At 48.8% G+C, this 22899-nt stretch carries 19 protein-coding genes and 1 tRNA gene; 10 read left to right on the top strand and 10 right to left on the bottom strand.

The genetic code is table 11. The features are described from left to right. The first annotated feature begins 238 nt into the window (after positions 1 to 238). Together H6G21_RS04440 and H6G21_RS04435 are read left to right on the top strand one after the other, a co-directional pair. A complete protein-coding gene (locus tag H6G21_RS04440; protein ID WP_190570940.1) occupies positions 239 to 868 on the top strand; it encodes a ribonuclease D in 630 nt (209 codons plus the stop codon). 44 nt (positions 869 to 912) lie between these two features. Beyond that, on the top strand, positions 913 to 1620 hold the full coding sequence (locus H6G21_RS04435; protein WP_242041638.1) for an HAD-IA family hydrolase: 708 nt from the start codon (positions 913 to 915) through the stop codon (positions 1618 to 1620). 207 nt (positions 1621 to 1827) lie between these two features. On the opposite strand, the gene H6G21_RS04430 is transcribed toward H6G21_RS04435, so the two are convergent. Beyond that, positions 1828 to 2124 carry a hypothetical protein gene (locus tag H6G21_RS04430; protein WP_190570938.1) on the bottom strand — a complete coding sequence of 99 codons (297 nt, stop codon included), beginning with the start codon at positions 2122 to 2124 and terminating at the stop codon, positions 1828 to 1830. Between the two features lie 340 nt (positions 2125 to 2464). Between H6G21_RS04430 and H6G21_RS04425 the strand changes: the two genes are divergently transcribed. Continuing rightward, a tRNA-Lys gene (locus H6G21_RS04425) sits at positions 2465 to 2536 on the top strand. Positions 2537 to 2685: 149 nt separating this feature from the next. Beyond that, the gene (locus H6G21_RS25580) at positions 2686 to 3321 is read left to right on the top strand and encodes an acyltransferase (RefSeq protein WP_190570936.1); all 636 of its coding nucleotides are present in this window, start codon (positions 2686 to 2688) and stop codon (positions 3319 to 3321) included. Positions 3322 to 3568: 247 nt separating this feature from the next. Here the strand turns inward: H6G21_RS25580 and H6G21_RS04415 are convergent, their stop codons facing one another. Together H6G21_RS04415 and H6G21_RS04410 are read right to left on the bottom strand one after the other, a co-directional pair. Beyond that, on the bottom strand, positions 3569 to 5158 hold the full coding sequence (locus H6G21_RS04415; RefSeq protein WP_190570934.1) for a glycoside hydrolase family 57 protein: 1590 nt from the start codon (positions 5156 to 5158) through the stop codon (positions 3569 to 3571). Positions 5159 to 5484: 326 nt separating this feature from the next. Next, on the bottom strand, positions 5485 to 6147 hold the full coding sequence (locus H6G21_RS04410; protein ID WP_190570932.1) for a MarC family protein: 663 nt from the start codon (positions 6145 to 6147) through the stop codon (positions 5485 to 5487). Between the two features lie 168 nt (positions 6148 to 6315). On the opposite strand from H6G21_RS04410, the gene hisA reads away from it, so the two are divergent. Beyond that, a complete protein-coding gene (hisA, locus tag H6G21_RS04405; RefSeq protein ID WP_190570930.1) occupies positions 6316 to 7089 on the top strand; it encodes a 1-(5-phosphoribosyl)-5-[(5-phosphoribosylamino)methylideneamino]imidazole-4-carboxamide isomerase in 774 nt (257 codons plus the stop codon). A 218-nt stretch (positions 7090 to 7307) separates the two neighbouring features. Here hisA and H6G21_RS04400 read toward each other — a convergent pair whose 3' ends face one another. Further along, positions 7308 to 7766: a lysozyme inhibitor LprI family protein gene (locus H6G21_RS04400; protein WP_190570928.1), complete on the bottom strand. Its 459-nt coding sequence runs from the start codon at positions 7764 to 7766 to the stop codon at positions 7308 to 7310. Between the two features lie 267 nt (positions 7767 to 8033). On the opposite strand from H6G21_RS04400, the gene H6G21_RS04395 reads away from it, so the two are divergent. Beyond that, positions 8034 to 8816 carry a hypothetical protein gene (locus tag H6G21_RS04395; protein ID WP_190570926.1) on the top strand — a complete coding sequence of 261 codons (783 nt, stop codon included), beginning with the start codon at positions 8034 to 8036 and terminating at the stop codon, positions 8814 to 8816. A gap of 99 nt (positions 8817 to 8915) precedes the next feature. Here the strand turns inward: H6G21_RS04395 and H6G21_RS04390 are convergent, their stop codons facing one another. Beyond that, entirely contained in the window at positions 8916 to 9884 is a 969-nt protein-coding gene (locus H6G21_RS04390; RefSeq protein ID WP_190570924.1) for an RluA family pseudouridine synthase, read from the bottom strand. A 159-nt stretch (positions 9885 to 10043) separates the two neighbouring features. Here H6G21_RS04390 and H6G21_RS04385 point away from each other — a divergent pair, with 159 nt between their 5' ends. Together H6G21_RS04385 and H6G21_RS04380 are read left to right on the top strand one after the other, a co-directional pair. Beyond that, positions 10044 to 11108 carry an LD-carboxypeptidase gene (locus tag H6G21_RS04385; protein ID WP_190570922.1) on the top strand — a complete coding sequence of 355 codons (1065 nt, stop codon included), beginning with the start codon at positions 10044 to 10046 and terminating at the stop codon, positions 11106 to 11108. A 270-nt stretch (positions 11109 to 11378) separates the two neighbouring features. After that, positions 11379 to 12380 (top strand): 2-hydroxyacid dehydrogenase, encoded by a 1002-nt coding sequence (locus tag H6G21_RS04380; protein WP_190570920.1) that lies wholly within the window; start codon positions 11379 to 11381, stop codon positions 12378 to 12380. 49 nt (positions 12381 to 12429) lie between these two features. On the opposite strand, the gene H6G21_RS04375 is transcribed toward H6G21_RS04380, so the two are convergent. The 4 genes from H6G21_RS04375 to H6G21_RS04360 form a co-directional block, all read right to left on the bottom strand. Then, the gene (locus H6G21_RS04375) at positions 12430 to 12882 is read right to left on the bottom strand and encodes a hypothetical protein (protein WP_190570918.1); all 453 of its coding nucleotides are present in this window, start codon (positions 12880 to 12882) and stop codon (positions 12430 to 12432) included. A gap of 140 nt (positions 12883 to 13022) precedes the next feature. Beyond that, positions 13023 to 15269: a CHASE2 domain-containing protein gene (locus tag H6G21_RS04370; RefSeq protein ID WP_190570916.1), complete on the bottom strand. Its 2247-nt coding sequence runs from the start codon at positions 15267 to 15269 to the stop codon at positions 13023 to 13025. A gap of 46 nt (positions 15270 to 15315) precedes the next feature. Continuing rightward, positions 15316 to 16122: a FecR family protein gene (locus H6G21_RS04365; protein ID WP_190570913.1), complete on the bottom strand. Its 807-nt coding sequence runs from the start codon at positions 16120 to 16122 to the stop codon at positions 15316 to 15318. A 229-nt stretch (positions 16123 to 16351) separates the two neighbouring features. After that, entirely contained in the window at positions 16352 to 17743 is a 1392-nt protein-coding gene (locus tag H6G21_RS04360; protein ID WP_190570910.1) for an EAL domain-containing response regulator, read from the bottom strand. Between the two features lie 3024 nt (positions 17744 to 20767). On the opposite strand from H6G21_RS04360, the gene H6G21_RS04355 reads away from it, so the two are divergent. Continuing rightward, a complete protein-coding gene (locus H6G21_RS04355) occupies positions 20768 to 22096 on the top strand; it encodes an AAA-like domain-containing protein (protein ID WP_199307009.1) in 1329 nt (442 codons plus the stop codon). 143 nt (positions 22097 to 22239) lie between these two features. On the opposite strand, the gene H6G21_RS04350 is transcribed toward H6G21_RS04355, so the two are convergent. Further along, a complete protein-coding gene (locus tag H6G21_RS04350; RefSeq protein WP_190570905.1) occupies positions 22240 to 22527 on the bottom strand; it encodes a hypothetical protein in 288 nt (95 codons plus the stop codon). Between H6G21_RS04350 and H6G21_RS04345 the strand changes: the two genes are divergently transcribed. Further along, complete coding sequence (locus H6G21_RS04345; protein WP_190570903.1) at positions 22526 to 22663, top strand: hypothetical protein; 138 nt, start codon at positions 22526 to 22528, stop codon at positions 22661 to 22663. The genes H6G21_RS04350 and H6G21_RS04345 overlap by 2 nt on opposite strands. The last annotated feature ends 236 nt before the right edge of the window (positions 22664 to 22899 follow it).

The following is a 22899-nucleotide window of genomic DNA, read 5'->3' as shown; positions in this document are numbered from 1 at the left end:
GAAGTAGGAGTGTTTCAATAGAGTTTCAGTATAGCTCGTTCCGTATATTCCCTATATTAATCGCCCCTATTGGCAACGTCATTTTCTAGGTATTCTTTTTAACCCAAGCTTTACACAAATCCACGTTCCGTGAAGCTACGGAGAGATTCAACTCTGTTGGTAGAAATTGGACTCCTGTAGAAATTGGGGGAAACGCTTGATACACTGACGACCAGCGATTAAATGGGAACGGATATCCATGGATGCCTTAGACTTTCAGATTTTTGACGAAGATTTGTCCACCGATCGCCTGAATGAATATCTTCAGGAAGCGGCCCTTGCGATTGATACCGAAACGATGGGATTGCTGCCCCTGCGCGATCGCCTCTGTCTTGTCCAACTCTGTGACAGCCACGATCGGGTGACCGTGATCCGCATTGCCAAGGGCCAAACCGCTGCTCCCAACCTGAAACAATTGCTAGAAAATCCAGGGATTACCAAAATTTTCCACTTTGCTCGCTTTGACATCACAACCCTCTGGCACCATTTAGCGATCGAGGTCAATCCCATTTTTTGCACCAAAATTGCCAGCAAACTGGCCCGCACCTACTCCCCCAAACATGGCCTTAAGGATCTACTGCAAGAAGTGGTGGGTGTGGAATTGGATAAAACCGCCCAAAGTTCCGACTGGGGCAATGCAGCCAACCTGAGCGAAACCCAACTCCGCTACGCCGCAAATGATGTACGGTTCCTGATTCCAGCGCGGGAAAAACTAATCGAAATGCTGACCCGCGAAGATCGCCTCGCCCTAGCAGAAGAATGTTTTGGGTGCCTACCAACCTTTACAAAGTTGGACTTGTTGCAATATCAAAACCTATTTGAGCACTAATTTGAGCACTAATCCGCCCAACTCCTACTCCCCCCAACGTTCCCATGATGCCCACTCCCCATCCCTCACTGCCCGATCGTACCCATCTCGCCGCTATTCTCTACGATCTCGATGGCACCTTAGCCAATACCGATCCCTTACATTTCCTTGCTTGGCAGGACTGTTTGCAGGAATTCGGCATTGAAATTGATGAAGCGTTTTATCAGCGTCGTATTAGTGGGCGACTCAATCCCGACATCGTTGCTGATCTATTGCCCCAGTTCTCCGTTGTAGAGGGCCAACAATTCGCCGATCGCAAAGAAGCAAAATTCCGGGAGCGGGCGGTGGCTTTAGAACCCTTAGCAGGAGTGCGATCGCTCATCCAATGGGCAGAAACGCAAGGGTTAGCACAGGCCCTGGTGACTAATGCACCACGCGAGAACGTAGATTATATTTTGCAAGTCTTGCAGCTTGACCGTAGCTTTCAACCTGTTATTCTTTCGGAGGAGATTGGAATTGGCAAACCCGATCCGACGCCTTACAAAGAGGCACTGTATCAATTGGGATTACGACCGCAGCAAGCGATCGCCTTTGAAGACTCCCCTTCTGGGATTCGCTCCGCCGTTGCGGCTGGACTGGGCACGATCGGAATCACTTCAACCCACAGTTCGCAACAGTTGACCCAGTTGGGCGCTAGCTTAGTGATTAACGATTTTACTGCGAGGAACCTATGGTTTTGGTTGGAGGGGGATCACGGAACAACCGAACCATAGAGCAGCAACTAGGGTGATGCCAGGGTGATTCCAGGGTGATTCAGTCAATTGCCTCGCCCTAGTTGCCAAAGAACAAGACTGCCCAGGAAATCTAAATTGCCAGAGAAGCCTGAGTTGCCAGGGGGAATCTGAGAAACGCGCTCAAAGAACTTGAGAAAAAACCTGAAAAATAGCCGAGGGGACACGACTGACTGGGTGATTTCTCTGCTAGGGGGTGCCTATGCGAAAAGACCGTAACACCGATCGCACCCGATGGAACCAAGGTTGGGCAATGGATGAAGGCGTAGGGGAGGAGTGCAAAGGTGACGAATGCAGTGGTTGGGGCAATTCTTCATGGGGTAACCCCCAGGTTGCTGTCAGAACCTCTGGCCAATCCACATCGGGAAGGAGTTCTTCCAAATTGACCAATGAATCAAAAGCACCGCCAACTTCTAAGGGAGCCACTGAAGTCACAGAGCAGGAGGGATTCTGGGGACTGGCAACGGTCGCGGAACGATTCGGCAAAAAACTCATAAGTTGTAGGGAGTCATTGCATCTCTACACAATCAGTTTAACCTGGATAACCAGGAATCTACTGAATCTAAAAAATATCATGGTTCACCGTAATTTCACGGATATTACCAGGATCCTGATAGAATTCTTTGCACTTGATCGCCCCCTCGATCGGGGTATTTCGTGAACTCTGCCCTCAAAACGGCTGCGGGATAATCTATCTGTGGATCATTCAAGCCTGGAAATCTACGGATATGGTAGGGATATGGTGCAGATACCGTGTTGATTACAACCTGTCTCAGAAAAACCATTTGCAGGGTTGATAAGATCTGCTACAGTAGAATACGTGCAAGGGTGACTGGCGCAATGGTAGCGCATCGGACTCTTAATCCGCTGGTTCTGGGTTCGAATCCCAGGTCACCCATTTTTTAAGTTTGTAATTTTTCAGCTTTTTCTGAGTTAGCTTTGCTGAGCTAGAGCCAGTCAAGCTAAACCCAGGGGCTTCTCGCAGCGTTAGTCTACCGATCTCTGCGGGAACACTGCCATCAATGCCCTTTGATTTCAGGCAAGTTCATGGCAATTTCCCCAGAGACCTATCGTTTTGATTTTGAACCTTGGTCATTTTGGCCCCAGGCAACCCCTGCGGAAAAAAGTGAGCAGCTTGAATGGCAAGCACAGCTTGCAGCCCAAGGCCGCATCAAATTGGGTTCCCAGTGTTTTGTCTCCCAGCTAGCAGGGGTTTTTCCGGATTCCCTAGAAATGGGGGAAGGATGTTACATTGCAGCCCATGCCCACATCAGCCATACGGTCAAAATGGGCAACCATTGCTCAATTAATGTTGCGGCCGTAGTGCGAGGGAAAGTCACCCTGGGAAATGGTGTGCGGATTGGCGGCCACACGTCGATTTTGGGCTTTAACCATAGTTTTGGCCAACTCGATACCCCCATCCATCAACAACCGCTGACCTTTAAGGGCATCACGATCGGGGATGATGTGTGGATTGGATCGGGTGTCACCATTGTTGATGGCGTGGAAATTGGCTCCCATAGTGTGATTGGAGCCGGGGCGATCGTGACACGCAATATTCCGCCCTATTCCGTTGCGGTGGGGAATCCGGCGCGGGTCATTAAAAACCGCCAGAAGCGTTCTCCTGTTAAACAAGTGTTGGGCAAGCTCAAAAAACTAAAGCTAATTTGGCAGCCCAGCTAAGTCATCGATCTGAAATCACTAGGTCATCCAGGCTAAGCACAGACTAGGCACGAGAGTTCGATCCCTCAACCTGAGAAAAAAATTCCTGTCGATCATCAACGATCGACAGGAAGAGCACACCTATTGGAGAATCTTTGGGCAGTCCAACGGGAAAGGGTATCCAGGGAACCTGAAGCTTAAACGCTCTGAAGCTGGCTAAAATCGCTCTGGCGCTAAATCGCTCAGTTGCTCCTGTGCCCTAGCAACCCTAGAGCGGACGATAGACCCGATAGTTAATGTTGGGGAAAATATTATCGATCGCTTCAACTTTTTCCAACCAACCCGAATCGACCTTATCTTCCCGGAGATCGTCGTACAGCTTATGGAAGCGCTGGAGGTGGGACTTCGTGCGACGCACAGCATAGGGCACCATCGTTCCCGTCCGCATAATGAAGGCCCAGTCAGAGGATTGTGCCAAGAGCAACTCCCGGGCTGCTTGGTTCAACGCTCGCCATTGCAATTCATCGATCGGCTCCATCCGGGAGATATCGATCATGCGCTCAGCCGCCTTGTGCAAGTGGGGATAGATCCAAGCGTTGGTTTCATTTAACCAATATTCGTGGAAGCCCTTGTACCCCCAACTGGACTGGGAGGGACGCACCACCTGTTGGGTGGGGTTGCTCCGCAGATAGTCAGCTAGGTGGGTCACTTCATAGGTATTTTGGTCAAACCAAGATTTGCGCATGAAGTAGTCAATAAACCAGGGGCCTTCATACCACCAGTGGCCAAACAGTTCCGCATCGTAGGGGGAAACCACGATCGGCTTACGGTGCATCATGCCATGCAGGTGAGAGAGCTGCTGCTGACGGTTTTGCATGAAGTTACCCGCATGTTCCGCTGCCTTTTCCCGGGCCCAGTAGGGATCGTATAGCGCTTTATCGCTCAGTCCCAGGCCCTTACCCGTAATCTTGTGGTACTTGATCCCCACATTCTTACGTTGACCGTTGGGCATGATGTAGGGCTTGATGTATTCGTACTCCGCATCCCAGCCCAGGTCACGGTAGAACTCGCGGTACTCCACAGCACCGGGATACCCCACCTCCGACGACCATACCTGTTGGGACGACTCATGGTCGCGCCCAAAGGCTGCCACTCCAGTTTCCGTGAAGATAGGCGCATAGGTGCCAAAGCGAGGCCGGGGTCGTCCGTAGAGAATGCCATGGCCATCGGTGAGGAAGTAGCGCAAACCCGTATCCGCGAGCATCCGCTCCAGACCTTCGTAGTAGGCGCATTCCGGCAACCAGATCCCCTTCGGTGCCCGACCAAAGGTTTCTTCATAGTGCTCACAGGCCACATTGAGCTGGGCCCAAACGGCTTGGGGATACATTTTCATCAGCGGGAGATAGCCGTGGGTAGCTCCGCAGGTGATGATTTCCAGGTTATTGGAGTCTTGGAATTGCTTAAATGCTTGAACGAGATTGCGATCGTATTTTTCCCAAATCAACCGAACTTGATGGAATTCGTTGGCGTAGTACTCCGCCAAATATTTCATGTGGCCGTTGTGCTTGTGGCGATCGATCTCTAGTTCCGCTAATTCTTCCAGCGTCGCTAAATGCTCGTCGTAGCGCTCCTGCAACAACGGATCCAATAGCATCGACACCAGGGGCGGTGTCATACTCATGGTCAGCTTAAACTCCACCCCATCCCGTTTCAGCCCCTCAAATGCTTGAATCAGAGGAATGTAGGTTTCGGTAATGGCTTCGTAGAGCCATTCTTCCTCAAGAACAAAGTCACTCTCAGGGTGCCGCACAAATGGTAAATGGGCGTGGAGGACGAGCGCGACATATCCGATGCTCATAGAAAACCCCTAAGCGGCAGAACACGAGTTGCCTGCAATTGTATGTCATAAATCCCTGTAAAAGCGTAGCGTGGAGATCATTTGGGCAGCACAAAACCGATGGCAAGCCTGAAGTGGATTTTGCCCAAATTCCTGCAATGGTTACGCCTGGTTCATCTTGACGCCCTTTGCCAAGAGACCTTAAAAACTTTTGATTAATTTAATTAATGTCAGCAATTGTTCAAGTTTATAAAGAAAATTATAGGGGCAGATCGGTGACCTCGCGGATTTGTTGGATCTGCGAATTTGTTGGATCTCTAGTCAGGGATGTAACGGTCAGGGATCTTCTATTGAATATCGGGACTGATGAAGTTTACGGTGGCGTCGGCGAGCCCGCTGAGGATGAACTGCACCCCGATCGCAGCAAGAAATAAGCCGAGTATCCGAGTTGCGATGTCTAAGCCAAACTTACCCAGCACCCTGCGCGTCCAGAGACTGCCCATCAGCACAAGCAGTGTAAAGAGGGCAACGGCCACAATGATGCCCATCAGTGCCAAAAACGTGAGCCGATCGCGGGCTTGGCTACCGTAGAGAATAACGGTACTGATGGAACCGGGGCCAACAAAAATGGGGATTCCCAGTGGGATCAAAATTTTGCGATAGACGGACTCTGCTTCCACTAAATCATCGTACTGAGCTTGATTCGCAATTTCGTGGGTACGTTGCATTTGCTGGCCACGCACCATCCCGATCCCCGTCAGCAGCAACAAGATTCCTCCTGCGATACGAAAGGCCGCGATCGAAATGCCAAAGAACTTCAGAATCGTCGTACCTGTCAGCAAAAACAGGAGTAGAAAACCCAAGATGGTTACGGAAATAAACAGTGCTAGCCACCGTTGTACCCCTTGGCGTTCCCCAGCGGTGTAACTGATGAAAATCGGCAAGTTCCCGATCGGGTTCACAATGGCCAGTAGTGCGGCGGCAAAGTTAGCAATTAGGGTTTTGTCCATGCGGCGGCACTCCTCTGCAATCTGCATTTCTGGGGGAAATCGTATGTATCCATGCATGTATCCATTTTCGGTGCGCGCGCTCACGACAGATCGCTGAGAAACTCACCTCTACCTCTCGGTTCCCAAACCCTGTACCCTATTACCCTGTACCCTATTTGAACTGAGGCTATGGAAGTCATTCCCGCGATCGATCTGTTGGGTGGTAACTGTGTGCGGTTGTACCAAGGGGACTATGCCCAATCCCAGGTGTTTGGGGAAGATCCAGTGGCGGTGGCGCGGCAATGGCAAGACCAAGGGGCAACCCGATTACACCTGGTGGATCTGGATGGCGCAAAAACGGGGGAACCGGTTAACTTGCCGGTGATTGAAAAAGTGGTGCAGGCGTTAGAAATCCCTGTTCAGGTGGGGGGCGGCTTGCGCGATCGGGCACGGGTCACAGATTTGCTGGGCCTAGGGGTACGCAGTGCAATCCTGGGCACTGTGGCCGTGGAACAGCCGGAACTGGTGGGCGATTTGTGTGGTGAATTTCCGGGTCAAATCATTGTGGGAATCGATGCACGCAATGGCAAAGTTGCAACCAAGGGTTGGCTAGAAACGTCGGAGGTGGAGGCGATCGACCTGGCGCAACGGATGGCGAAATTGGGTGCAGCGGCGATTATCTACACGGACATCCATCGCGACGGGACGCTACAAGGCCCAAACTTGGACGCATTGCGGGAATTGGCGACGAATATTAATATTCCGGTCATTGCATCCGGTGGCGTGAGTTCAGTAACGGACCTATTAAATTTGCTGGGACTGGAATCCTTGGGCGTGACTGGCGCGATCGTGGGTCGGGCCATCTACACCGGAGATGTGGATCTGAAGGAAGCGATTCGAGCGGTGGGAAATGGCCGCTGGCAGGATGTTCCACCAGACTTCGGCAATTCTGCGTTGGCTTAGAACAGTGATTTAGGACAGTGATTACGATGTGCTGTACGTCGATCGGCTGTACGTCGATGTACTGTACGTCGATCGGCTATACCATGTTACCTCCCAGCACTTTCCGTGCAATGCTGGATGTTGCTTCGGGTATTACTACAGTGTTGTCGTTTTTGCCATCGTCAGCTTGTGTCACTAACCTGAATACTGCTGTCGTAGCGGTTGCAAACGCCGCTGCTCTAGTCTTCTAAATCTTGCAAGAGTTCTGCCATGCGTTGCTGATTTAACTCCGCTTGACAGGTCACTTCTGCAGTTGGCTGCATGGAGCCGCCACCCAGTTTGCTAGCAATCCATTTGCAGTGCGCTTGGCGATATTCGAACCAAGCCTTCTGAGATGCTATGAGAGAGTTGAGTCGCTTTTCGCGGTACCCTTCTGCCAGATCGTTTTGAGACTGGTGGTTTTGAGACTGGTAGTTTTGAGACTGGTAGTTTTGAGACTGATACTGTTGTTGTACCTTCTGATAGGCGGCCTGCATTGCTTGATAGCTTTGCTGTTCCGATCGTCCAGCACAAATCACGATTTCCAAATCGGTCTGCGTTTTTTCACAATCAATCTCATCATCATATTGAGCGATCGCGGGGAATGGGCTGAAGAGACAGGCGATCGCGTAAGCTCCCGTTAACAGTAAATATCGCATTTCTCGAAGAATTCTGTATCGTGGACGGAGATTATTCATAATAGATTGTTCATACTGACTATATCCCCAGCCTCAAGCCTATATCCCCAGCGACTCAAGCTAATGCCTTACCGCAGGACAGAAAACCTGAGAAGCCTCGGTAGTCACGCATAAGTTCATTGGGTTGGAATTTACCTAGGGGAAGTAACTTCATCAACGCAGAAACCTCATCCCCGCCAGACTCCCCACCGATTCCCCTGTAAACCGATGCTGATCAACCTGCCTCCCATGCGTCTCCTCATTACAGCTACTAGCTTTGCCATCGCCATCGTTATGGTGGGCTGCAATCAATCAGCCAACAGCAATACAGCTTTGGAAAATCACCGATCGACCCCCTCGAACGATCGCACGACAGTCGCCAAACCATTGTCCCCATCCAGCGACAATCCGAACAATTCATCCCAGGCAAACAACATTGCTCAGAGCAATACTACCCAGGCCAATACCGTCCAAGGCAAGCAAGCAGAACAATCTCAATCTACTGCGATTCTGGACGGGCGTTATCTCGTTGGTCATACCGGGCAAGGGCTAGAAGTGGAGGGCGATCGCTACCGTTATACCGATGAAGAAGGCGAGCAACCTTGGCGATCGATTACTGAATTAACGGCCATTAAGAAAGGCGTGATTTATGACGGGAATAGCCATTGGTGCCTGAACACAATGAAATCTAGGGAACAAGTGGGTAGCTGTTCTAAAGAGGGTTGGGTGATTTATCAACCGTCCACTCCGGAGTCCACCTCCCTGAAAATTCCGGCCCTAGAAAAAGAAATGACCTACGAGCAAGCCCGTCAATTAATTCTGGACGCGGGTTGGCAACCCCTTGTGACCACTACTGATAATCCCCAAGATGGAACAAAACCCTGGCGAGATCGGGGCTATGACGAAGTCAGTTCCTGCTCTGGTACGGGAATGGGCTTTTGCCGATTTGAATTTACGGGGTCAGGCGATCGCAAACTAGTCGTCGTCACGGGGGGGAGTGAATCCACGCTACAACAGTGGTGGGAAGAGTAAGCAAAGAACGACAGCGCTGCTCCATCCAAGGAATCCCAGCAGCCCGTGCAAGCGCTACAGCCCATGGCCCTTGACAACCTGGAAGCAGCGTCCTACTCCTCAACACCGTCGCCGTAGAACATCCAGCAACTTGGTTAATGATTCTGGTGGTGGGGCGATCGTTTCAATCCAGTCGGCAGTCACGGGGTGCTGTAACCGTAAGCGCCATGCATGGAGAGCCTGTCCCGGCAGGTTCACCCCGATCGATTTACGGCCAGAGGCATAGACCGGATCGCCAACGATCGGATAGCCGATGTGGGCTGTATGGACTCGAATTTGGTGGGTTCTGCCCGTTTCGAGTTCAAATTCCATCAGCGTAAAATTGCCCAGCCGTTCCTTAACTGCCCAATGCGTGATCGATCGGCGACCGCCCCGTTCTTCGGGCACAATCCCCATTTTTTGTCGATCGCTGGGATGGCGTCCGATCGGTTCATCCACGGTTCCTGAATCCTGGCTCGGGGCTCCATAAACTACTGCAACATAGCTTCTACGGGCTGTTTTTTCACGAAACTGGTCTTGCAAATGTTGGAGGGCTTGTTCAGTTTTGGCAACAACGATCGCGCCAGTGGTGTCCTTATCCAAACGATGCACAATTCCGGGGCGTTGAATTCCATTGATTCCTGGTAATGTTTCTCCTCGTGCTGCACAATGGGCCAACATGGCATTGACTAAAGTGCCACTGAGATGACCGATCGAAGGGTGAACTACCATTCCGGCTGGCTTATTAATCACGATCAATGAACTGTCTTCGTAAAGAATATCCAGCGGGATCGCTTCTGGTTGTAAATCTAAGGGTTCACTGGGAGGAATCGTGATTGTCAGACAATCGCCTAGCTGCACCGTTACTTTTTTAGCCGTACAAGTTTGTCCATTCACCTGCACACACCCTTCTGCAATTAACTTCTGGAACCGCGATCGAGACAGATCAGAGATCCGATCGGCCAGATAAACGTCTAAGCGCTGTCCTGGAGACTCGACTTGGAGTTCAATCACCTCTAAAGGATCAGCAAATAACTCAGAGGACAGCATAGGAGAAGCAGGAAAGGAATAAGAGCGTGAATAACAAGACCGTCGAAACCCCCTCGAGCAGGAGAAACTCTACAGGAAACTCTCAAGTAACTTCTAAAGTAACTAGTGTAGTAGACTATGGAACCCATACAATTGGAAGCATCGCTTACATGACCCTGTATGCCCTTCTTCCCCCCTTTTTCTCTGTCGCGCAGAGCCTTGCTGGGGCTCGGTTCTACCCTGGTGGCCACCAGTTTGGGGTCGGCAAACACTCAGGCTAAAACGGCCTCAGTCCTCAAACCGCCCGTCCTCAAACCCGGCGATCGGGTGGGCATGGTTGCCCCTGCCAGTAATGCCTACGAGCCAGAAGACATTCAACTGGCCAAGGAAACCATGGAGCAGTACGGTTTCCAAGTGGTTCTAGGGGAGCATATTAACGATCAGTATGGCTATTTGGCCGGTCAGGATCGCGATCGGGCTGCGGATATTAATGCGATGTTTCGCCGCGCCGATATTCGCGGTCTTGTTACCTTTTCCGGTGGCTATGGCTGCTGCCGCCTGCTGCCCTATCTGGACTATGATCTGATTCGTCGGAATCCCAAAGTCATCGTGGGTCATAGCGATATCACCAGCTTGCTCCTTGCCATCTATCAAAAAACCGGGGTGGTGACCTTCCACGGGTCTTCCGGTTTAACCGGCGTGGGGGACTACGCGATCGCCCACTTCAAGCGCACCATCATGGACACTGCGCCGATCGGAGAGATTGCCAAACCACCTGCCGCCGAGGGCATAGAGCGGAATAACCGCCTCGTGACGATCGTTCGAGGGGAAGCTACAGGCCCGTTGATTGGGGGAAATCTGACCCTGCTGACGAACTTGCTGGGCACCCCCTACGAACCGGATACCAGGGGCAAAATTTTATTCATCGAAGAAATTGGGGAAGAACCCTACCGGGTCGATCGCATGTTGACCCAATTGTGGCTGGCGGGCAAACTGCAAGATGCCGCTGGAATTGCCCTAGGGCATTTTGTGGATTGTTATCCTAAGGAATTTCAACCCTCTTTTGTACAAACCTTGAGCTTGGAAAATGTATTGCGCGATCGATTCAGTTCCTTGGGTAAACCGACCCTCTATAACCTAATGTTTGGTCATGTAAGAGAGAATGCTGTCTTGCCGATCGGAATTAATGCAACGTTAAATGCAAGTCAAAAAAAACTGATTGTGAATGAAAATGCTGTTGTGTGAACTTGTCGCTGAATTTTGCTTAATTGATCGTTTAAGTTTTGAACAGGTTTGTTGCGATCACACAGTGCCCCAAACACCGCTGTCTGACAAGAGGATCATTATTGGACTCATACCAGGTTTCTTGCCAGAGGGACTGTCGCAAGCATCACAAGATCTCCCTTTCCTCAGAAACACGGCTTCCATACGCCAAAATGTTTAATGTCAGCAAAAATTCTGGCTATCCTTCGTTATCCTAAATAAATTAAGCATCGGTTGATAAGAGGCATCTTTATGAAAGTCGCTGTCTTCAGTAGCCATTCCTACGATCGCCAGTTTTTGACCGCAGCAAATCAAGCCCACTCCCATGAGCTTGTTTTTTTTGAGCCTCGGTTAACCCCAGAAACAGCTCCCCTAGCGGCGGGATTTCCGGCAGTTTGTGCCTTCATTAACGATACGCTCAATGCCTCTGTACTAGAGATTCTGGCAGCCCAGGGGACAGAATTGCTTGCCCTGAGATCGGCGGGATTCAACCATGTCGATATCGATCGGGCTCACCAACTGGGTCTAACGGTAGCACGGGTTCCGGCCTACTCTCCCTATGCCGTTGCAGAACATGCCGTGGCCTTAATCATGGCCCTCAATCGTAAAATTTATCGAGCTTATAACCGCGTCCGGGATGATAACTTTGCCTTGGAGGGCTTACTCGGCTTTGATCTCCATGGCAGTACTGTGGGTATCGTTGGCACAGGCAAAATTGGCCAATGCTTTGCCAAAATTGTGCATGGCTTCGGTTGCAACCTCTTGGCCTACGATTTGTATCAAAGTCCCGCCTGTCTGGAATTGGGCACTCGTTACGTCTCCCTATCGACGCTCCTAGCAGAGTCTGACATCATTTCCCTCCATTGCCCGCTGACGCCCGATACCCACCATTTGATCAATGAGGCGTCCCTACAATGCCTCAAGCCCGGAGCCATGCTCATCAATACCAGTCGGGGCGGCTTGATGGATACCCAGGCCGTGATTAATCACATCAAAGCTGGCCGCATTGGCTACCTGGGAATTGATGTCTATGAGCAAGAGGAAAATCTCTTCTTTCAGGATCTCTCCGATGAAATTATTCAAGACGATACTTTCCAATTGCTGCAAAGTTTTCCGAATGTTCTCATCACAGCCCACCAAGCATTTTTTACCCGCAATGCCCTCGAGAATATTGCAGATACCACACTCTTGAACATCACACAATTCGAGCAGGGACAACCGCTCCCGAATCAAGTCCACCCTAAACTCGATTAGGGGAGGCGCAGAACGCTGGAAGAGATCACTGGAGGGGATCAAAGGGGAATCAAAGGGAACAGGGGGTAGGATGGCTGGAGGCTTGAGCGGCTAAATGATCCACGAACCGGAGTAAATCGATCGCTAAGTCCCGCAAACATTCACACAACTGCCTTAGGATGCGCTCAAACAGAAGATGCATTTCCCACATCGGTTGGGCCTGCAAATCTTGAATCTGGAAGGCCAGCAGCATGTTGATTTGCTTAATTTCCTGCTTGATATCTTCCAGCCCTTGATGGGCATCCCAAAGCACAAATTCATTCACCAGGTCAAACTCACTAATTTGGAGATTGACGGGGTGGGGCTGCATCGCCTCGATCGAGTCCAAGGGAACCCAGGAGACGGGATTCAATGGGGAAGCTGGTGTCAATGGATAAAAAGGTTTTGGGCGCAGGTGCTTCCGTTCCAGTCGCTGACTGCGGATTGTATTTAACCAAGCCTGACTCCACACGATTCGATCCATTGAAGTTGCTACCATTGAGCTTTCAGCCATAACGCATCCCCCGATTTTCTGTGGCCAACTTACAACAAAATTGCACGAGTCTATCTATTAAACCCCACGATTCCCCGTTCTTCAGTCTCACTTTAGGAATAGGTATTATTCTAGGTATAACTGATGGGAAGTTCAATAATAAATTCAGCAGCTAAATCTTCACTCTTCACTTGGATGGTGCCTTGAAGATGACTAGTTAAGCGTTTGACTAAGGCCAACCCCAACCCAGTTCCTCCCTGTTGCCAACGATCGCTCTTAGGAATTCGGTAAAACTTCTCAAAAATTTGTACCTGATCCTCAGGCGAGATTTCGACGCCGGTATTACGGACTGAAATCAGTACCCGATCGCCAGTCAGTCGCCGAGCAAAAACCCGAATTTCCCCTAAGGGGGGGGTATATTTGCAGGCATTATTAATCAGTTCAGTGAGGATGCGTTCTAAGCTTCTAGCTTCTGTAAACACTTCAGGCAGATTCGATTCAACATAGCAAGATAATTGCTGCTGTCGGGTGCGAGCACGGGTTTCAAAGGAATCTACAATTTCAGGCAGCCAAATTGTCAAATTCAGCGAAGCCAGCTCCAAAACATTTTGGCCCAATTCCAACCGCTGAAGATCGAGTAGATCGTTAATTAAGTCCCGCTCACGATGACATTCCTGCTCTAAGATGCCCAAATATTGCTGCCGTTGCTTATCAGATTGGGCTATTTTCAGCATCTGAATCGCCAAGCGCATGTTGGTAATGGGGGTTCGCAATTCGTGGGAAACCGTACTCAGAAAGTCATCCTTGAGTTGGCTAATCCGTTCTAATTCTTGAACTTGTTTTTCCAAATTGCGTTCAACCTGTTTACGATCGCTGATATCTTCAATGACCAGCAACAATCCCTGCTGATTCATAAATGAAAAGTCAGTGACTTTTTGGGCTTCTTTATACTCCAGCAACTGTAGGGTCAAACTATAGGAGTGATCGTGGGCCTCCACTTCTCTCACTTCAATCTCCTGCCCTCGACAAAGCAACCAGATATCCTGGTGCCACTGATCCGCGGGGTACCAATGGGGCACTAAAACACCCTCCAAGTTCTGGCCCACTTCAACGCCAAGCCATTCCCCTGCCAAGGCATTACAAAACCAAACATGACCTTTGACATCCAAAGCCACCAGAGCCACCGATAAACTACGAGAAATAGCACTTTGAGTAGATTGTGACCGGCCCAGTTCTTCGGCGAGATTGGCTAGATGCACCACGGCTCGAATGGATTTGGGATGGGTCGAGGGCAACAGGAGGCGATCGGGTTGCCAGTCTGGTCGTTGCTGCATTAAATCTGGCACATAGGCTTCCCACAAATATCTAACCTGTCGCTGCAATAGCCAATTCATCCGTAGTCGTTCACACAATGCAACGGCAATGGTCGTGCAAACTAGAAGACCCACTGGTAGCGCAACAGGAATCCAAATGTTGGAATGTAATAAAATCAATGCTGTGATAATCCATACTGCACCGCACGTTGCCCCGATCGCTAATTGAATTTCGGTACGCCATACACTCAGCAGTACACTCAATCCCGGCATCAAGAGCAACAAAACCGCAGTCCAGACAGGATCAAAATAGACCCGGAGCGAATTCCCTTGGAGTAAGTTCGAGGCAACCGCTGCATGGAGATAGACGCCCGTCGTGGCAGGGGCCTGATCAAAGGGCGTTAGCATCGTATCAAAGCCCGTTCCCGTCACCCCAATCAACACCACCTTGTCTTGGAAGGCGTTAGCGGGTACCCGTCCTTCCAAAACATCCACAAAGGAATATTGCTGCAATCGCCGAGTTGATCCAGGCCAATTAATCCAAAACGGTTGGGTGAGATCCGGGAGTGCAATGGGCTGCTTGACCAAACTGTAAACCTGGGTGGCCACTGCCCCTAAGGCCAAATCATCCTTCCCTTGCAGCGGAATTTTGCGGGTAATCCCATCCAAATCCGGTTGCCCAAACAAATGGCCCGTCGCAACGGCCGATTCTTGGAGAATGGGTACTGGCTGGAGGGGTAACCCTGTGGCATCCATGGCTTGGGCCATCACCACTCGCCCATTGCGCAACATTGCTTCCGCTAATTGGGCATCATCCGCACTGGATTCTGAAAAAATTAAGTCGAAGGCAATCACACTGGGGCTGGCCTTGGTTAATACGTCGATAACCTGGGCATAGTATTTGCGACGCCAGGGAAATCGCTCTAACCGACGGATACTGTCATCATCGATCGCGACCAAAACGACGCGATCGTCCCACGATCGTTGTCCGCGTAGCCAAAATAAGGTGTTGTAGCTGAGCAATTCCAGAGGTTTGAGTGCACCCATCACCAGGAGAAGACCCATGGTCACTGCCGTGAGTCCTCCTGGCAGTAGCCGCCATATATACTCCCTAAAGCGCGATGTCATATCGTTTTTCTGTACCCAGTGGTGTTGTAACCACAACCTGAATGTTTAGATGGGAGGGGGCAGGGAATAACACACTAAATTGACCGGCTGCATTGGTGTTTAGGGGGGTACCATTGACAGTTACCAGATTAACCGGATCAACTTGGCCTACAAACTTAATGCGCCGAATTCCTCTATTCACCAATTTTTGCAGTTGATAGTTCAAATTGGTATCTTCCCTAAGTGGGACTACGGTGCTTGGGGTCTCTCCTGGCACCGTAAAATTTTGGAACTGAGCCGGAACTTGGACTTCTTGACGGAGGGCTTCACTGGCTACAGCCCCCTCTAAGACCGCCAACCCAGTTTTCCCGTTCGGTTGAATGGCCACCCCGAACTCTGTCCCTCTAACCCCGTTGACACCTGCAGGGGTTTGGATTTCCAAGCGGGAGTTAGGAGAAGTAAACTTTCGTAACTTCAGTCTGGCGCGTCCGTAGGGCATGGACAATCGAGTGATCCGCCCCTGATCCGTGACTGCACTGAGCGTTTGAATTTGGAGCTTAGTATTTTCCGAAACTTCGATCGTCCCAATGGCGGTATCTACCAGTAGTTTGGCTCGCGATTTGCTGCCTGTTGTAATGCTGTCACCCACTGCTTGCAAGCGATCCCCTAGTTTAGCGGAACGTTTGCCTTGGGGGGTCGTAATGGTGACTGTGCCTGCAATCTCTTGGATTTGGAGCCACTTCTGAACCCGTACAGAGAGGGAAGACTGACTAAGACTAGTGCTGGACGAGCCTAAGATAGTCACCATCATCAATCCTGCTATTGCCCATATCCCGGCGCGTGCCCCCATTTTCCCTATTCCTTCTAAAACTGTTGCAGCTCTTACCTCTGCATTCTAGTGAGGGATCTCACGGCCATGGCAAGTATTTTTGTAGAGCCTTATGTAAACTTAATAACTAACGGTTCGTATAAGTTGTGGGCAGCAGGTTATGAACCGTTAAGTGATAGGTAGGTCTGGCTAAAATCTTGAGCAATTCTGCTTAAACGATTGCCTTTCTAGCCAACTGATGCTGGCTTAAGAAAGCTTGCGTTTCAGAAAAAGGTAAAGCAGGACTGTAGAAATATCCCTGTACTATTTGACATTGATAGCGACGCAAGAAAAACAGTTGTTCGATCGTTTCTACCCCTTCCGCCACCGTTTCTAAGCGTAATTGCTGCGCCAGCCGAAGAATCGTCTCTGCGATCGCCGCAGAGGTTTGATTAAAGGTGACTTTCTGAATAAAAGTACGATCGATCTTCAACACATTAATCGGCAGCCAATTGAGGTAGTTGAGGGAAGAATAGCCCGTCCCAAAATCATCCAAAGCAATTTGGATACCCAACTCCTGCACTAACTGCAAACAAGATTTGACCCGCGCAATCTCTTGCATGAGCGTAGTTTCTGTGAGTTCTAAGGTCAGGTTGCGGGGATCGAATTGCGTCTCACGTAACACCCCAATCAGTCGCTGCACCCAGGGGACGCCCAGTCCTAGTTGATGGGTTGAGACATTGACCGATAGTTTAATAGGAGACGCACTCGATCGCTGACAAGCTTGGACTTGTTGACAAGCCTGCCGCAAGACCCAGTCTCCCAAGGGCACAATCAAACCCGTTGCTTCTGCCAGCGGAATAAACACATCCGGCGACAGCGTTCCCAGAATTGGATGGTGCCAGCGCACTAGCGCTTCCAGTCCCTTCACCTGAGCCGTGTGGCAATCCATTTGAGGTTGGTAGTAAAGCTCAAGTTCTTGCTGGTCGATCGCGCGCCTCAATTGACTATGGAGCGACGACATCGGCATTCTCGACATTGAGGGCATAGCCACGGCGTCCCAGCTTGCTTCGCTAGGCCGTCCAGCTTCCCCCCTCCCTAGCCTCGCAAGGGTTGGTGCACCAATCGATGAGCCCATTACGCCGTCTGAGGGGATGGCAGGGGCGGAAGCCGTGACAGAAGGAAACGATGGAGAACTTTCCGGCTTCCCTGACATCCATTGGGTGGAATGGCTGGATGATTGCACAATTGCCATCTGGCGACGAAGGCGACTATGAATGGCGTCTAACAAGTCCTGCTCCATCCTAGTGTCATACAGCAACACATCATCGGCACCGCCAGCCATTGCCCGTCGCTGCAAGCCAGGTACCACATGGGAACATAGGAGAATACAAGCAAGGTGTGCGATACTCGGTATTGCACGCAAGGATTGCAGAAAACTCAGTCCATCTAAATGGGGCAGGTCATGGGTACATAGAATCAGATTTGGCTGATACGCTTGAGCGCAGGCTAACCCACTGAAAGCTTCAGTCGCAACGTGAACCTGGAAGCCTGCTCGATCGAGGATCTGGACAATTCGATCGCACCGTGTCTGCTGTATCTCAACCACCAAAATTGTTTTCATTGATGAATTGTCCAGATAATCAAACTACGTGAATATTCCGACTAACGCTAAGAACCTGATTAAGCCTGATTAATTTAACCTTGATTCAATATTGATTCGACCAGGAAATATTTTCTGAATTTTGCATATAATCTTAATTTTCTAAAATCAATCACCCCAAATTATCCTCGCAAATCAATCATTTTATCAATCATTTTAATGCCACATATTCCACCCAGCTCAAGCTCATCATCATTTAGATCCATCTCACCGCAAACCTAATCTTGTGAACCTATCTTTTTGTAGATTTATCTCAATTGAAATTCTCGCTACATTACTTGCCAGAAGCATAGGGAAAGCCTCAAAAAACAATTCCAGCAAATACTTCCATTCTAGACTAAGTCTTTGTTTTAGGCTAGCCTTTATTTTAGACTGATTCTGGAAGTTTTACTCCCCTCAACCGAATACTTAATTAAAATTTCAATGATGATTATCAAGCATGAATCAAGTATGCTCAGTAAGGCAGTGAACTCAAAATATTAGGGTGATTAACTCGTTCGTAGTGAAGTCGTTCCAAGCCAGTCTTCTAAAATGTTGCATACATGTTGCATACATTAAGTATTTTTGATTCCAGGGTAATTTGGGTCTAAGGCAAATAGACTCTAATCCACCTGTAGTCAACTTATAAATCCTTTAGTCAGCCTACAAGTTTAGTCAAGCTATAAATCAGATGGGCTGATAATAGGTTGCTATATTTTCGTAGCAGACGATACATTCATTTTTGCCTGTAGCAACAGAAGCATCAACCTAAAACATGGATCTGCCACTCATCTATGATTCCGAACACTTATAATCAGTCTAAAATCAACCACGATCGAATGTTTGCTTACCAAATATCGTTTGTTCACCAAATATCATTTCTCTGCCATTAGTTCACAATGTCACCAGTTCACAATATCACTCTTTTCCACGGATGATGCTACTACTAAATGATGCTACTACTAATTAGATAATTAGAGAGCATAGAACTAGGGTGAATAGTTCAAAAAATCAACTTGTCTCTACCCTGTTTTGCTTCATCGATCGCTATATATTTGATTTTATTAGACTACGTTTACAATCTTTTTAACCTTGATAGATCGTGAAAATTATTAATTTGCAATTACTGATTTTTTTAGTTTAATAACGTACGACAGATTAGGATTTTTAGTTAGAATAAGAGCGTTAATCAATCAACAAAATGATTGTAAAATCAGTGTTCCTGGTATTTTATTCAAGCCAGATATATTGAAAGGTGCTCCCATTTACACAAATCACAGCAGAACAACACTGCTATTTCAATCAACGTCTAACGTTAAAGACCTGAATGAGGCTCGTACCAGCCATTGAGGCAGTAGCCTAGGCACACTTCAGATCAAAACGAATCAGAATTGCTATTGATTTTATGTCCCAATCCAGTGCAACGACTTCCTATTGGTAAACTCATTTAGTCCAAGCCTGATGTATCTGTGCAAGATATCACAACTTGTGAATCTCACTCTAGAGCAATTCAACATAGCAATTCAATATAAATCTTGAGCAAACCACCCAGAAATTCCAAGGTGTTGAGTGAGAGTATCTTCATAAATCAGGTCAATTCGATCGCCTTGCTTTCGATCGAACTCGGCTTGCGATCGAGCAACCGATCAAAGCAGTACTCTCCAAGTTATGGAATTCCTACACGAAGCAGTGATGGATCCAATCACAAACTCCCTAGATAGTTCACCGACTCCCTAATAGAAAGCATCACCATTTTTGCAGTCATTACACTAACCCATAATTTCTCTCATCAGCTTAAAGTGACTTCATTGGATAGAGAAAGCTAAATTACTCTATCCCAATCACCGTAGCCAAGTTATCACCGTGGCTAAATTATCACTGTAGTCAAATTGTCACCAGTTGATAGCTAGATTCCGTTTGCAATAACAATGGTGACAATCAGGCTCACCAATATGTTGACTCACCCTAGTTAGTATTCCACTTAGCAACATTCCTAGTATGAATTGCTATCACGCCTGAAGTTGACAAGAATCACATCAGTATAGAAGGCTACACAGATATATTTAGCCATACTTGGTTTCTGGGGTTGCTACTTAGAAAATCTGTCCCACGTAGTGCGCTTGACGCATGGTGAATTGAGTTCATAGTGCAATTGATTCAGATCAAGGCTTCCATCAGGCTGTAGCGAGCAATGCTCCAACCGATAAAATCTTAAAAATTATTCCTTGAATCACCATGATTCAAAACTATGCTCCGATATCATACTCACTCATAATTTCCAATTCATAGAGGATCAGACTTTAGAAGTAGCAAAGAGACTCCCCTTAGACGTAACTTAATGTAAAGATGAAAACTGCGTTATCCTGCTCCAAAGACCTGAGTGCTCTAGCAACTCCATGGAAGGCAATCCCTGCGATCGGCCATCAGGGATCATGCATACCTCATTTCAGTGATTGAGTCAGATTGAGGCAGTTGGTCGGTGCAAGAAAGGCTGTTGATCTGCGCGATGATTCAGTGGTGCGAGACTTGAAGTTAAGCTCCAGACAGCCTTGTATCCTTCGATTCAGGGCATCGCAGTATCAGCAAACACAGTAATTACCTGAATGTTACCTAAATGTTTGAGAATATTCGAGGAAATCCTATGGACGATAGTTCTCTCTGCCCCTCATAACTGTTTATTCAAGGCGTTTAGCCAAGCAAGACGACACTGATGCCAAGGGGAGTGCCCAAGGCAAGCTACTCCAAGTCGATCGAAACTAACACTTATGTCTACCGATACTTACCTCCCTTCCCAATTCCTGTTTATTCTTTGATCCGTAGAGTTCCTTGACAGAGTAGTCTGTAATCTATAAGTGTTTCGGGTGAGTCATCGTTATGGATCAAGACACCTACGGAATCACCATTACTAAAATTTCTTCTCTAGATAAGAATTTGTTCATTTAAGAACAGTTCAACCGTCTTTGTCCATAACTATGCTCCAATAAAAGCTTTCTCATGCTGACCAACATGTCCCAGTCCAATCAACCCGCAAAGCGTAAACGAGGTATCCTGCTCAGTGCCAAAGGTTGGCAACGTTTGCAGTCGGCAGAAATGCGCTTAAGTCAGCAAGACAATGCAGGGAAACCCTATACGCTTCAGGATCTGAGCGATCGAACCGGGTTAAGCTCCAACACCTTAGCCAGAGTCAGAGGCCGCAAGGTGCCCGTCGATCATCAAACCTTGGATTGCTATTTCCGAGCCTTTGAACTGGTGCTGAATCCGGACGACTACACCGATTCTGAAAGCACCATCACAGCCCAACGCCCACTGCTCCCCCCCAATGGACAACTGGCTGTAGACTCACCTTTCTACATTGCTCGATCGCCTGCGGAGGGACTCTGCTATGAAGCCATTCTGCAACCGGGCGGGCTAGTACGGCTCAAGGCTCCTCGGCAAATGGGGAAAACCTCCCTAGTCGCCCGCACCTTAATGCAAGCACGGGAAAATCAGTTTGCCACGGTGATGTTGAATCTACGCCTTGCCGATGCCAGCATTTTTAGGGATTTATCTCGCTTTTTGCAATGGTTCTGTGCAGTAGTGACGCGGGATTTGGAATTACCCAATCGCTTGGGAGAATGCTGGGATGACCTGTTTGGGGCAAGTTATAACTGCACCCATTACTTTGAAACCTATTTGCTGCCAGCATTAGATCGTCCATTGGTGCTAGCACTCGATGAGATCGATGCAGTATTTGAATATCCTGAAGTAGCATCAGACTTTTTTGGAATTTTGCGAGCTTGGTATGAAAAAGCGCGCTATGGCGACGATCGCAGCGAACTCTGGCAGAAGCTGCGGCTCATCCTGATTCATTCCACGGAAGTATATGTGCCCCTCAGCATTGCTCAGTCTCCGTTTAACGCAGGGTTGATGGTGGATTTACCAGGCTTAACCGAATCCCAAGTTCAAGATCTGGCGCAGCGTTACCACTTAGCCAATGCGGCGGATGTCGCTCGGCAGGTTCTCAAATTGGTCGGTGCAAATACGCACTTAGCCCATTTAGCCATCTACTACCTCAGCACCGAACGAGTCAGTCTGGAGCAACTCACCCTCTCGGCCCTAGCCCCCGATGGGATTTATAGTTCTTACCTGCGCCAACAACTATCTGAACTACAGCAGTATCCTGAGCTTTTGGCAGCCTTTCGGCAAGTGGTCTTGTCGGAAACTCCCATTTCTTTGGAGCCAATTCTCGCGTTTAAACTTCAAAGCAAAGGACTCATCCAAGTCCAATCCCATCGGATTGTTCCCAGTTGTGAGTTGTATCAGCAGTATTTTTCCCAGGTCTTTCAAAGTCTTTGAAGGGGGGTTGGGGAAATCAACAACGATTAAGCGTGATTGATTAGCGCTTGATTAGCGCTGATCGAAGTCATCACCTGGATTAGCTTGATGCGTTATCTACATTGCTTGATGAATATATTGCATATCTAGACAACGTTTCGATTCTAAGCATTTGTTGCAGGAATGACTTGGGCGTCCTGCCCCGATCGGGCCACCACAATCCAGTTGACTTGCGCAGGGTCCACTGACTCAGGATCCTGTGTCACTTTAAACAGAAGATCGCCGGATTTACTTTCGACGACAAAATCCGCTTTGGGTGAAAATGTAACCACTTTAAACCCCCGATCGCGCAGGCAGTAAACGGCCCATCCCTTGAGGGTTTGATTAATGGGATCGAAGGGCTTAGGGGGGGCTTGAAAGACGGTCTGAATAAGCGCGATCGCAGGATTCATGGTCTATATTCCAGTCAAAATTCCAAGGATTGAGCCAGCAAGTGAGAGCAATCACAGCTTGCGTCCTTCCCAATCCTACAAGAAGTTGGTCTTGCATCCCGCGATCGCCCAGGCTGGCAATGCACCAAGTACCTAGACCCACGGTTTTGCAGTAACAGTTTTGCAGTAACAGTTTTGTAGTAACGGTTTTGCAGTAAACTAGTCCTGCTTTCTTTAATATTCAGGTTTTCTTGACTCCATTTTAATACGAAAGTACCATCTAAGAAGGAGTTAGGTCGGTGCACTTTCTGGGGGGATTGGCGCTCTAGGGATCCACTACAGCAAAATTTCTAGCGCATGGCAAGAACCCGAGATGGCCTGCACTATTTCTCC

It is taken from the genome of Alkalinema sp. FACHB-956, assembly GCF_014697025.1.
In the GTDB taxonomy this organism is placed as follows: domain Bacteria; phylum Cyanobacteriota; class Cyanobacteriia; order Leptolyngbyales; family Leptolyngbyaceae; genus Alkalinema.
The sequence above is the reverse complement of the archived record's forward strand: the minus strand, read 5'-3'. Positions and strand labels throughout refer to the sequence as shown.

Coding starts and splice junctions, on each gene's coding strand:
- H6G21_RS04440 (WP_190570940.1), top strand. CDS start 239: ATGGATGCCTTAGACTTTCAGATTTTTGACGAAGATTTGTCCACCGAT.
- H6G21_RS04435 (WP_242041638.1), top strand. CDS start 913: ATGATGCCCACTCCCCATCCCTCACTGCCCGATCGTACCCATCTCGCC.
- H6G21_RS25580 (WP_190570936.1), top strand. CDS start 2,686: ATGGCAATTTCCCCAGAGACCTATCGTTTTGATTTTGAACCTTGGTCA.
- H6G21_RS04415 (WP_190570934.1), bottom strand. CDS start 5,158: ATGAGCATCGGATATGTCGCGCTCGTCCTCCACGCCCATTTACCATTT.
- H6G21_RS04410 (WP_190570932.1), bottom strand. CDS start 6,147: ATGGACAAAACCCTAATTGCTAACTTTGCCGCCGCACTACTGGCCATT.
- hisA (WP_190570930.1), top strand. CDS start 6,316: ATGGAAGTCATTCCCGCGATCGATCTGTTGGGTGGTAACTGTGTGCGG.
- H6G21_RS04400 (WP_190570928.1), bottom strand. CDS start 7,766: ATGCGATATTTACTGTTAACGGGAGCTTACGCGATCGCCTGTCTCTTC.
- H6G21_RS04395 (WP_190570926.1), top strand. CDS start 8,034: ATGCGTCTCCTCATTACAGCTACTAGCTTTGCCATCGCCATCGTTATG.
- H6G21_RS04390 (WP_190570924.1), bottom strand. CDS start 9,884: ATGCTGTCCTCTGAGTTATTTGCTGATCCTTTAGAGGTGATTGAACTC.
- H6G21_RS04385 (WP_190570922.1), top strand. CDS start 10,044: ATGCCCTTCTTCCCCCCTTTTTCTCTGTCGCGCAGAGCCTTGCTGGGG.
- H6G21_RS04380 (WP_190570920.1), top strand. CDS start 11,379: ATGAAAGTCGCTGTCTTCAGTAGCCATTCCTACGATCGCCAGTTTTTG.
- H6G21_RS04375 (WP_190570918.1), bottom strand. CDS start 12,882: ATGGATCGAATCGTGTGGAGTCAGGCTTGGTTAAATACAATCCGCAGT.
- H6G21_RS04370 (WP_190570916.1), bottom strand. CDS start 15,269: ATGGGTCTTCTCCTGGTGATGGGTGCACTCAAACCTCTGGAATTGCTC.
- H6G21_RS04365 (WP_190570913.1), bottom strand. CDS start 16,122: ATGATGGTGACTATCTTAGGCTCGTCCAGCACTAGTCTTAGTCAGTCT.
- H6G21_RS04360 (WP_190570910.1), bottom strand. CDS start 17,743: ATGAAAACAATTTTGGTGGTTGAGATACAGCAGACACGGTGCGATCGA.
- H6G21_RS04355 (WP_199307009.1), top strand. CDS start 20,768: ATGTCCCAGTCCAATCAACCCGCAAAGCGTAAACGAGGTATCCTGCTC.
- H6G21_RS04345 (WP_190570903.1), top strand. CDS start 22,526: ATGGTCTATATTCCAGTCAAAATTCCAAGGATTGAGCCAGCAAGTGAG.
- H6G21_RS04350 (WP_190570905.1), bottom strand. CDS start 22,527: ATGAATCCTGCGATCGCGCTTATTCAGACCGTCTTTCAAGCCCCCCCT.